At 46.0% G+C, this 10,520-nt stretch carries 12 protein-coding genes; 11 read left to right on the top strand and 1 reads right to left on the bottom strand.

The features are described 5' to 3' along the window. Positions 1-34: 34 nt before the first annotated feature. The gene (locus HUJ19_RS08840; RefSeq protein WP_290623529.1) at positions 35-169 is read right to left on the bottom strand and encodes a hypothetical protein; all 135 of its coding nucleotides are present in this window, start codon (positions 167-169) and stop codon (positions 35-37) included. Positions 170-355: 186 nt separating this feature from the next. Here HUJ19_RS08840 and HUJ19_RS08835 point away from each other — a divergent pair, with 186 nt between their 5' ends. The 11 genes from HUJ19_RS08835 (at position 356) to queC (ending at position 10,410) form a co-directional block, all read left to right on the top strand. Beyond that, positions 356-2,314, top strand: coding sequence for an ATP-binding cassette domain-containing protein (locus HUJ19_RS08835; protein ID WP_290623527.1), 1,959 nt, complete (start codon positions 356-358; stop codon positions 2,312-2,314). A 154-nt stretch (positions 2,315-2,468) separates the two neighbouring features. Continuing rightward, entirely contained in the window at positions 2,469-3,488 is a 1,020-nt protein-coding gene (ruvB, locus tag HUJ19_RS08830) for a Holliday junction branch migration DNA helicase RuvB (RefSeq protein WP_290623525.1), read from the top strand. 106 nt (positions 3,489-3,594) lie between these two features. Beyond that, on the top strand, positions 3,595-4,014 hold the full coding sequence (gene ybgC / locus HUJ19_RS08825) for a tol-pal system-associated acyl-CoA thioesterase (RefSeq protein ID WP_290623523.1): 420 nt from the start codon (positions 3,595-3,597) through the stop codon (positions 4,012-4,014). After that, positions 4,001-4,714: a protein TolQ gene (gene tolQ, locus HUJ19_RS08820; RefSeq protein ID WP_290623521.1), complete on the top strand. Its 714-nt coding sequence runs from the start codon at positions 4,001-4,003 to the stop codon at positions 4,712-4,714. The genes ybgC and tolQ overlap by 14 nt, the downstream gene beginning before the upstream one ends. An 8-nt stretch (positions 4,715-4,722) precedes the next feature. Next, a complete protein-coding gene (gene tolR, locus HUJ19_RS08815) occupies positions 4,723-5,151 on the top strand; it encodes a protein TolR (protein ID WP_290623519.1) in 429 nt (142 codons plus the stop codon). 21 nt (positions 5,152-5,172) lie between these two features. Then, a complete protein-coding gene (gene tolA, locus HUJ19_RS08810) occupies positions 5,173-6,084 on the top strand; it encodes a cell envelope integrity protein TolA (RefSeq protein ID WP_290623518.1) in 912 nt (303 codons plus the stop codon). Positions 6,085-6,100: 16 nt separating this feature from the next. After that, positions 6,101-7,465, top strand: coding sequence for a Tol-Pal system beta propeller repeat protein TolB (tolB, locus tag HUJ19_RS08805; protein ID WP_290623516.1), 1,365 nt, complete (start codon positions 6,101-6,103; stop codon positions 7,463-7,465). A gap of 36 nt (positions 7,466-7,501) precedes the next feature. Continuing rightward, the gene (pal, locus tag HUJ19_RS08800; protein WP_290623514.1) at positions 7,502-8,020 is read left to right on the top strand and encodes a peptidoglycan-associated lipoprotein Pal; all 519 of its coding nucleotides are present in this window, start codon (positions 7,502-7,504) and stop codon (positions 8,018-8,020) included. Beyond that, entirely contained in the window at positions 8,020-8,751 is a 732-nt protein-coding gene (gene ybgF, locus HUJ19_RS08795; RefSeq protein ID WP_290623513.1) for a tol-pal system protein YbgF, read from the top strand. The genes pal and ybgF overlap by 1 nt, the downstream gene beginning before the upstream one ends. A gap of 104 nt (positions 8,752-8,855) precedes the next feature. Further along, complete coding sequence (queE, locus tag HUJ19_RS08790; RefSeq protein WP_290623511.1) at positions 8,856-9,497, top strand: 7-carboxy-7-deazaguanine synthase QueE; 642 nt, start codon at positions 8,856-8,858, stop codon at positions 9,495-9,497. A 238-nt stretch (positions 9,498-9,735) separates the two neighbouring features. Next, entirely contained in the window at positions 9,736-10,410 is a 675-nt protein-coding gene (gene queC, locus HUJ19_RS08785; protein WP_290623509.1) for a 7-cyano-7-deazaguanine synthase QueC, read from the top strand. Positions 10,411-10,520: the final 110 nt, after the last annotated feature.

Raw genomic sequence — 10,520 nt, 5'->3', positions numbered from 1 at the left:
ATCAATTAAAACAATGGGTTAAAGACGAAATGGGCTAGTTATCTGGATCAGCCCCAATAATAAAGTTGGACTGCTCAGTAATTCTTATAGTTAGGCTAGTTTCGCCATTCGACATTAACAGTTCACTGCCTTCATACTGGCCTGTATCAAAGTCCGGTAACTCAATCAAAACAAATCCTCTAAGTGCTTACCGACCAATGCCGATAACTTTCTGATTTGAACCGATACTAGCAAAACCAGTGGCTTGTGGGAAATTTTCACTGGGAGAGCAAGATCTCGCTATCGCTGCTGATTCTGATTGTACTGCTTTGGCTAACCGATATAATGGCTGCACTTTTGACCAATCATTAATTTCATGCTGTTTTTCGAGAACATGGCGTTGCGCCGTGGCAAAAAAGTCTTATTTGAAGATGCCAGTTTCATCATTAATCCTCGCGATAAGGTGGGGGTGACGGGGGCCAATGGCACGGGTAAGTCGTCGCTGTTTGCTTTGATCCGTGGTGAGCTGGAGGAGGATGCGGGTAATTTCTCGATGGCGGGCGGTATTACTATTTCCAGTGTGCGTCAGGAAACGCCATCAGTGGAAACTCCTGCGTTGGAGTATGTGTTGCTGGGTGATGAGGAGTTGTGTGACATCGAAGCGGAGCTGGCTCGTTTGGAAGAGAAGGCTGCGCAGGGTGAGCACAATGACGCGGATGGTCAGCGGGTGGCTAAACTGCATCAACGGCTGGATGAAATTAATGGTTATTCGGCGCGTGCTCGCGCTGGGGCTTTGATGCATGGTTTGGGCTTTAGCGCTGAGCAGGAGTCGTTGCCGGTATCGAGTTTTTCGGGCGGCTGGCGGATGCGCTTGAATCTGGCGCAGGCTTTGATGTGTCGTTCTAATCTTTTGTTGCTGGATGAGCCGACCAACCACCTGGATATGGAAGCTGTGATCTGGCTGGAAAACTGGCTTAAGGCCTATCAGGGTGCTGTGCTGCTTATTTCCCACGACAGAGATTTCCTTGATCGCACGGTTAATCGTATTGCTCATATCGAACAGCAGAAGGTCACGCTGTATAGCGGTAATTATTCTGACTTTGAAATTCAAAGAGCGGAGCAGTTAGCTCAGCAACAGGCGCAGTTCGAGCGCCAGCAGAAAGAAATTTCTCACATGCAATCCTTTGTCGATCGCTTTAAAGCCAAAGCTTCGAAAGCCAAGCAGGCACAGAGCCGTCTTAAGGCTTTGGAGCGGATGGAGAAAATTGCCCCAGCGCACGTGGACTCACCGTTTCACTTTGAGTTTCCCGAATTGGGCCATCTGCCGAGCCCTTTACTGCAACTGAAATCTGCCGATGCCGGTTATCAAGTTGATAGTGGTGTTAAAACCATTTTATCGGGTGTGGGCTTTTCCCTGATGCCCGGCGACCGTATTGGCTTACTTGGTAAGAATGGTGCTGGTAAATCGACTTTGATTAAAGTCCTGGCAGGTGAGCTGGACTTGTTAGCGGGCGAAAAAGTGTCTGCCAAGACCCTTAAAATTGGTTATTTCGCTCAGCATCAGTTGGAGCAGCTGCATCCGCAAATGTCGCCCATCCAACATCTACAGCGCGATTATCCTAAAGCCACTGAGCAGGAACTGCGCAATTTTTTGGGCGGCTTTGATTTTAATGGCGACAAGGCACTAGAGCCGGTAGCGCCATTTTCAGGTGGTGAAAAGGCGCGGTTGGTATTGGCCATGTTGGTGTACTCGAAACCAAACCTGCTGTTACTGGATGAGCCGACCAACCATCTGGATCTGGAAATGCGCCTTGCCATGACCATGGCGTTTCAGAGCTTTGAAGGCGCCATGGTGCTGGTATCGCATGATCGCCACATGCTAAGAACCGTGTGTGATGATCTTTATCTGGTGGCTGATGGCAAAGTCGAGCCATTTAAAGGCGATCTCGACGATTACGCCCGCTGGTCGCTGGAAGATACCCTGCAGCAAAAAAAGGCTGCTAACGACGAGACCGGTGAAAGCAGCGAAAACTCTGGCGCTATCAGTTCTGATAATGAACTTTCACGCAAAGAACAACGCCGTCTTGAAGCTGAGAAACGCAAGCAATTGCAGCCCTTGAAGAACAAGCTCAAGAAACTTGAACAACAATTAGACGAGTTGCAGCAGCGTAAAGCCAAGCTGGATGAGGTTATGGCTGATCAGAGTCTGTATGAAGAAAGTAATAAGTCGAAGTTGGTGCAGCTGACTGCTGAATACTCAGAAGTCACCTCGCAACTGGAACAGACAGAAGAAGAGTGGTTAGAGCTGCAAGAGCAACTGGAGCAAGCCCATTAGAGCTCTTGTTATGTCGTGGACAAGAGCTTATGTGAACTTAGCAGCCGAATTATGACCAATTATGGAAATCGCTGATGGCGTGGTTCCATAAGTTACAGACACTTGGTAGACTAGCTTCACGTTATTTATCCGTAGTGCCTTTGCATAAAATCCAATGATTGAGCATGACCGCATCATCACCCCCTCTGAGTTTGCTGACGAAGATCAGTTTGATCGTGCTATTCGACCGACGACACTCGACGAATATGTGGGGCAGGAAAAAGTCCGCGAACAGATGGAGATTTTCCTTGGTGCAGCAAAAAAGCGTCGGGAAGCATTGGATCATGTCTTAATCTTTGGCCCTCCTGGCCTGGGCAAAACCACCTTATCTAACATCATTGCCAATGAAATGGGCGTTGGTATCAAACACACTTCTGGCCCTGTTTTGGAAAAAGCCGGTGATTTGGCAGCGATGCTGACCAATCTTGAGCCAAATGACGTACTTTTCATTGACGAGATTCACCGTCTAAGCCCACACGTTGAAGAAGTGCTCTATCCTGCGATGGAAGACTATCAGCTGGATATCATGATTGGCGAAGGCCCGGCTGCGCGTTCGATTAAAATCGATCTGCCACCTTTTACTTTGGTCGGTGCTACTACGCGCGCAGGTCTTCTGACTTCCCCGTTACGCGATCGCTTTGGCATTGTGCAAAGGCTGGAGTTCTATAACTTAAAAGATTTAACTCATATTGTGATGCGCTCTGCGCGCATTCTGGATTTGCCGATTGAAGAGAAGGGCGCGCTGGAAATTGCCCGTCGTTCTCGCGGTACGCCACGGATTGCTAATCGTCTGTTACGACGGGTTCGAGATTATGCGGAAATCAAATCTGATGGCGTTATTACCCAGGATATTTCCGACCGTGCCTTGGATATGCTCGACGTTGATCATAAAGGCTTTGACATGATGGATCGCAAATTATTGCTGACCATTATTGAGAAGTTTGCTGGTGGCCCAGTGGGTCTTGATACGTTGGCGGCTGCTATTGGCGAAGAGCGCGATACGATTGATGAAGTGTTGGAGCCTTTTTTAATCCAGCAGGGCTTTATTCAACGCACACCACGCGGTCGGATTGCTACCAAACTTGCCTATCAGCATTTCGAGATTATTCCTCAAGATCCCGACTTATTTGACTAATTTAAAGTATATATAAGGGAAATTTGCCAATGCCATTGCAGATTTTTCGAGATGCTATTAACACTATTTACTATTTGAACCGTTATAATACAAAGCCGACTGAATTATGAATCAGCGTGAATTTATTTGGCCTGTTAGAGTCTATTACGAAGACACTGATGTGGCAGGCGTAGTATTTTATGCCAATTATTTGAGGTTTTATGAGCGTGGTCGTACTGAATGGCTTCGTTCTTTGGGGTGGGAACAGGATATCTTGATCGACAAGGGCTTAGCTTTTGCAGTTGCTCATGTGGATGCCAAATATCTCCTGCCTGCACGATTTAATGACAAGCTTCTGGTCAAAACCCGTATCGCCAGCGTGCGCAGAACCAGCCTGGTTTTTGAGCAGGAAATTGTCACTGACGACGAACAACAATTAGTAGTAAATAAAGCAACTATACGCGTGGCTTGCGTTGATATGAAAACCATGAAACCTGCTGCCATGCCTGACTATTTAAAAGAGGAGATAGCTCGTGACTGGTGCTGAAACGACGACAACAGTTCTGTCTACGTCTGAAGATCCAATGTCGATTGCCAATCTGTTTTTACATGCCAGTATTCCGGTACAGGCCATCATGATCCTATTGTTACTGATATCGATTATTTCATGGGCTATGATTTTCCAGCGCTCCAGTGTCTTGAACCATGCTGCGCGCGAAGGAAAAAAATTCGAAGACCGCTTCTGGTCAGGCATTGATCTAAGCAAGCTTTCCACTGACTTATCACAGCGCCAAAAGCCTGTGTCTGGCCTAGAGTCATTATTCCAGGCGGGGTATCGCGAGTTTATGCGTTTACGTCAGCAAACTGGCGTTAGCCCTGAGGCGGTTATGGACGGAACGCACCGTGCCATGCGCGTGGCTCATAGCCGCGAAGTCGAAAAGCTTGAGCGTAATCTGTCATTTCTTGCAACAGTCGGTTCTGTGACGCCTTATATTGGTCTGTTCGGTACTGTCTGGGGCATCATGAACTCGTTTATTGCGCTGGGTTCAGTAAAGCAGGCAACCTTGGCGATGGTTGCTCCGGGCATCGCAGAAGCCTTGATTGCAACGGCTATGGGTCTGTTTGCGGCAATCCCGGCTGTTATTGCTTACAATCGTTTCACCAACCGTTTGCAGCGCATTGAAACTCAGTATGAGAATTTCCTTGAAGAGTTCTCCGGCGTATTACACCGTAAAGCGCATAGCTAGGAGTAATTATGACTCAACTGGTTCGAAGAGAGCGTCGTCGCCCTAATGCTGAAATCAATGTCGTACCCTATATTGACGTCATGCTGGTATTGCTGGTGATTTTTATGATTACTGCGCCTTTGATTACGGCAGGGATTGATGTTGAGTTACCAAGTGCCCATGCAGAACCAATTTCACCGGATGAATATGATCCCTTTGTCGTGGGCATTAAAGCTGACGAGTCCTTCCATATGGATATTGGTTCTCGACAGTTTAGAGATTTAACCCTGGATGAGTTGTTAAATCTGATAGCCAGAGAGCGAGAAAATTCACCAAACTCACCGATCATGATCAAAGGTGATCGTCGAGTACCTTATGGCACAGTTATTGAGCTGATGGATGAATTACGTCAACAGTTTGGTGTCGAAAACGTTGGTTTGATGACTGACGCATTATAGAAATCGAACAGGTATTTATTCGTGTCAGACAAGAAAAACATAGTTCCAGTCATTTTATCCGTAGCGGTTCATGTCATCGTGATTGGCTTGTTGCTGTTTAATTTTGCCTGGGATGATGAAGTTGACGTTAAACATGAATATGTCGATGCTCCGATTAACGCCAAAATCGTTACAGCCAAAGAGCTGCCAAAGCCTGATGCCAATGCCATCAAGAAGCAGCAGGAAGCTGAAAAAAAACGCAAAGAGGAAGAGCGTAAAAAACAGCTTGAGAAAGAGCAGGAACAGAAACGCCTGGAAGCTGAAAAGCAACGTCAGCAACAGCAAAAGCTGGAGCAGGAAAAACAGCAGAAGCTAGAGGAAGAAAAGCAAAAGCAGTTGGCTCTAGAGCAGCAGAAAAAACTTGAAGAAGAAAAAAAGCAGAAAGAGATAGAAGAGCAGCGCCAGAAGGAAGCAGAAGAGCAGAAGCGTCTTAAAGAAGAGCAGCGTAAGAAAGAAGAGGCCGAGCGTAAGCGTAAAGAGGAAGAGGAGCGCAAACGTAAAGAGGCTGAAGCAGAGAAAAAACGTCAGGAAGAACTAAAGAAGCTCGAAGAGGAAATGGCAGCTCTGGATGATGAATTTTTTGAAGCACAGCGCGATACGGTACGACGTGGTCAGGTAATGTCTGAAGTTGAGAAGTTGACCGCATTAATTACCGCTAAAATTAAGCGTAATTGGTATCCTCCAAAAGCGCCCGGTGCCTGCTCGATCAGAATCTCGATGGGCCCAGGTGGAGTGGTATTACAAACTGAAGCTCTGGGTGGTGATTATGATTATTGTGAAACCGGTAAAACAGCGATTACCCGTTCATCTCCACTACCATCGTCAGATGATCCCGAAGTGATGAATGAGTTACGCGAGATGACCATTGTATTCGACCCCAGTTTTAAAGAATAAGGTTTAAGGCTAAAGCATGAAACATATTTTAAAAACGATAGTAATTATCAGCATCAGCCTTATGGCGTTGGCCAGTAAGGCTGAAATTCAAATTTATATCACCGAGGGACGCTCTGATGCGAGACCTGTTGCGGTGGTACCATTCAAGTTCGAGTCTGAGTCTGCGGTGCAAGCTCAGCCACCTTTCGATTTTGCCAAGATTATTGCTGACGACCTGCGTCGCAGTGGTAAGTTTAACCCAACTGAAATATCAAAGTTGCCACAACACCCTTATTCTATTGAGGATGTAAAGCTTGAGCAGTGGCGTGAGCTGGGCGTTGATGGCGTTGTTTATGGCACCGTGACGCAAACTGCTTCTGGCAACTATATGGTCTCTTATGATCTGATTGATCCCTTTAATGACAAGGCAATCTTTTCATCAGATATTGAAGACGGAAGCTATCCGCTTATTCCAACGTCATCGCACCTGATGGTGCTGAAGACTAAAATTGTTGATAACGATAACTTTCGTTGGGGCGCACACATTGCCGCTGACGAAATTTATGAGGCGTTGACCGGTGAGCGCGGTGCCTTTGCCACTCAAATTGCTTATGTTGAAGTTAATCGTGCTGACCCAAGGCCGCACCAGTTATTTGTCGCTGACAGTGATGGCTTTAATGCAAAGCGTATTTTTGCATCACGAAGCCCAATCATGTCGCCAACCTGGTCGCCAGATGCTTCGCAGTTGAGTTACGTGACTTTTGAGAATGGCCGCTCTGAAATTGTGGTTCAGGATATTGCTTCTGGACAACGTGAAATTGTAGCCAGTTATAAAGGTTTCAACAGTGCTCCAGCCTGGTCACCGGATGGCTCACAAATGGTGGTAGTTCTGTCAAAAGACGGCAATCCGGAACTTTATTTGCTGGATTTAACAACCAAAAGATTACAAAGACTTACCCGACATTACTCGATTGATACCGAGCCATCGTGGGCTCCAGACGGAAAAAGTTTGATCTTTACCTCAGATCGAGGAGGTAGACCACAAATTTATCGCATTAGACTTGCAGATAAGAAGGTAGAAAGGGTAACCTTTGAGGGTATACATAACGCAGGTGCGGAGTTTGCACCGGATGGTAAGAGCATTGTCATGGTTCATCAAAACAATGGCGCTTACCATATCGCAGCTCAGGATTTAGCGACAGGTCAGCTAACGGTTTTAACTAAAACCACGCTTGATGAGTCGTTATCGATTGCACCCAACGGCAGTATGATTATTTTCTCAACTGTTGATGGCGGGCAAAAGGTTCTTAGCGCGGTTTCAATGGATGGGCGTTTTAAAGCACGGCTACCAGCTACTGTTGGGGAAGTTAAAGCACCAGCATGGTCGCCTTTTATTTTATAAAGTTAATAACAGTGACAACAATCCCGGAGGATAACAATGAAACGTTCGGTTCAATTACTACTAGCTCTTACAGCTGCTTTGACGTTGGCTGCTTGTAGCACTACTAAGCCAGAAGAAGAGCAAGTTGATACAACAGCTCAGGAAGATGCCGCAGCACAAGCTGAAGCAGAAGCCTTAGCTCGTCAACGTGCTGCTGAAGAAGCTGAAAGACAACGTATTGCTGCTTTGTTAGAAAACAATGTCGTTTACTTCGACTTTGATGATGACTCAATCCGCAGTGAGTATGTTGAACTTCTTGAAGCTCACGCTAAATACATCCAAAGCAGCGGTAAAAGTGTTGTTCTAGAAGGCCACGCTGATGAGCGCGGTACTCCAGAATACAACTTGGCATTGGGTGAGCGTCGTGCGAAGTCAGTTGCTCAGCTAATGAGAACTTATGGTGTTTCTGATTCAAGCATTGAAGTAATCAGCTTCGGTGAAGAGTCTCCAGCAAACCCAGCACACAACGAAGAAGCATGGCAAGAAAACCGTCGTGTAGAGATTAAATATCAGTAATGAAGAAAGTTGTATTTAATCTATTAGGTGCAACGTTACTCACAGCTTCGGCTGTGGGTAACGCCGCCGCACCGGTTGTTGACGCAAGAGACATTACTGCGGTTCAGCAACAACAAACCAGCCAACAAAGTCAAATTATGGCTGAGTTGATCCTTCAAGTGAATCAACTCCAGCAGGAAGTCCGTCAATTACGTGGCCAGGTGGAAGAGCAGGATTACCGAATTAAGCAGCTGACCAAACAGCAGCGAGAACTTTATCTTGATCTTGACCGACGTTTACAAGGCGGAGCCGCATTATCCACGTCGGAAACAGAAGAACTCAGTTCGCAAACTTCTGATACTGCTCAAAATGAATCTGGTAGTCGCGCCCAGCAAGACTATAACCAGGCATTTTCATTATTCAATGAGCAAAAGTATCCACAGGCAAAGAGTGCTTTTAAATCCTTCGTAGCAGATTACTCCAATGACCCGCTAGCATCTAATGCACACTATCTTTTGGGGCAGCTGCATTTTAGCGATAAAGAGTATGCAGAAGCGGAAAAGCAGTTCAAAGCAGTCTATGAAAAGTTCCCTGATACCAGCATTAAAGATAAAGCCATGCTAAAGCTGGCTCAGGTTCAGGAACTAAAAGGCGACAAGGCCGCAGCTAAAGCCACTTACCAGCAAGTCAGCAAGCTATTCCCAAACACCACAGCAGGTCGGTTAGCTAAAGCCAAGCTGGATACCCTGTAAAAGCCCTAAATCATTGCTAAAAGCTGTCTTTACAGGCAGCTTTTGCTACAATCCGCGCATATTTTCATCACATCTGCCCTGATCCAGGGTATAGAGCCTGCTCTATGAGTAAATTACGTATCACCGAGATCTTCCACTCACTCCAAGGCGAGAGTTTAACTGTTGGCGTGCCAACGGTATTTGTCCGCCTGACGGGTTGCCCCCTGCGCTGTGTCTATTGCGATACTGATTACGCCTTTGGTGGCGGCGAGTGGATGACTTTTGAAGAGATACTGGCACAAATTAAACAGTATGACTGTGACCATGTCTGTGTCACCGGTGGAGAGCCGCTGGCACAAAAACGGGTTTTTGAATTTTTTAAATTGCTTTGTGATGAAGGATTCAAAGTCTCAACTGAAACCGGCGGAGCACATGACATCAGCCCAGTTGATTCACGAGTGATGATCGTCATGGACCTGAAAACCCCGGACTCACAGGAAATGGCTCGTAACCTATACTCAAATATTGCATTGCTAAAGCCAACCGACCAGGTCAAGTTTGTCATCTGTAGCCGCAAGGACTACGAATGGTGCAAAATGACCGTCGAGCAATACGACATAACCAGTAAATGCGAAGTGCTATTCTCGCCAAGTTATGGTCAGGTCGAGTATGCCGATTTAGCCGAGTGGATATTGAAAGATCGATTAAAGGTTAGGATGCAGGTTCAGTTACATAAGATTATCTGGGGCGAGAAAACCGGCGTCTGAGACGCTAAAATGCTTTTATACTGCGTTATACGACTTAAATATAATCCTCATTTACTGCATGTAAAATCCGATTCTATTTAAGTCGAAAGCCTTGTCTAAAAGCATTTTTTCAGTCTCAGATAGATTTAGACTTTATGAGTAGCGCAGTTTGAGCATTTTCGCTCCTTCCAATGCTAATATGGGAAAGCAGTAAGTAGGGTGCGTCGTGACGCACCGCTTTTAATTTCAAATGGTAGCTATGAACAAACGAGCAGTAGTATTACTTTCAGGCGGTTTAGACTCAACGACAGCACTAGCGATTGCTAAATCGCATGGCTATGATTGCTATGCCATGAGTTTTAATTATGGCCAGCGTAGCCTGGCTGAACTCAATGCTGCCAAGAAGGTTGCTCAATCAATGGATGTCAAGGAACATATCGTTGTAAATCTCGATATGAGTCAAATTGGTGGCTCTGCCTTAACTGATCATTCCATTGACGTACCCACTGAAGGGTTGGAAGAGGGGATTCCTGTAACCTATGTTCCAGCTCGTAATACTGTATTTTTATCGATTGCCTTGGGTTGGGCCGAAGTCCTGAGAGCTGATCATATCTTTATCGGTGTTAATGCAGTGGATTATTCTGGTTATCCTGATTGCCGCCCTGAGTTTATCAAGGCATTTGAAACCATGGCTAATCTCGCTACTAAAGCAGGTGTCGAGGGGCAGAAGCTCACAATCGAAGCTCCGCTTATTAGTCTTACCAAAGCTCAAATCATTGCTGAAGGTATGAAGTTAGGGGTGGATTACAGTCAGACGGTTTCCTGTTATAAAGCAACTGATGATGGCAAAGCCTGTGGTGTTTGCGACTCTTGCCGATTGCGTAAGCAAGGGTTTGAAAGCCAGGGTTTTGCTGACCCAACCCGTTATATTTAGCCTTTAATTCCAGTGGCTGTCATCTAACAGCCACTTTGTCGTCAAAGATCTTTCAAGCAAAATTCATTGCTCTTACACACAGTAAGTCACATCTGATTTGTCATAAATTA

Source organism: Kangiella sp. (assembly GCF_014762745.1).
Taxonomy (GTDB): Bacteria; Pseudomonadota; Gammaproteobacteria; order Enterobacterales; family Kangiellaceae; genus Kangiella.
Note: the sequence above shows the minus strand (reverse complement) of the source record. Positions and strands in the feature narration are given on the sequence as shown.

Excerpts from the sequence above, each read along its gene's own strand:
- HUJ19_RS08835 (WP_290623527.1), top strand. The coding sequence starts at position 356 with ATGCTGTTTTTCGAGAACATGGCGTTGCGCCGTGGCAAAAAAGTCTTA.
- ruvB (WP_290623525.1), top strand. The coding sequence starts at position 2,469 with ATGATTGAGCATGACCGCATCATCACCCCCTCTGAGTTTGCTGACGAA.
- ybgC (WP_290623523.1), top strand. The coding sequence starts at position 3,595 with ATGAATCAGCGTGAATTTATTTGGCCTGTTAGAGTCTATTACGAAGAC.
- tolR (WP_290623519.1), top strand. The coding sequence starts at position 4,723 with ATGACTCAACTGGTTCGAAGAGAGCGTCGTCGCCCTAATGCTGAAATC.
- tolB (WP_290623516.1), top strand. The coding sequence starts at position 6,101 with ATGAAACATATTTTAAAAACGATAGTAATTATCAGCATCAGCCTTATG.
- pal (WP_290623514.1), top strand. The coding sequence starts at position 7,502 with ATGAAACGTTCGGTTCAATTACTACTAGCTCTTACAGCTGCTTTGACG.
- ybgF (WP_290623513.1), top strand. The coding sequence starts at position 8,020 with ATGAAGAAAGTTGTATTTAATCTATTAGGTGCAACGTTACTCACAGCT.
- queE (WP_290623511.1), top strand. The coding sequence starts at position 8,856 with ATGAGTAAATTACGTATCACCGAGATCTTCCACTCACTCCAAGGCGAG.
- queC (WP_290623509.1), top strand. The coding sequence starts at position 9,736 with ATGAACAAACGAGCAGTAGTATTACTTTCAGGCGGTTTAGACTCAACG.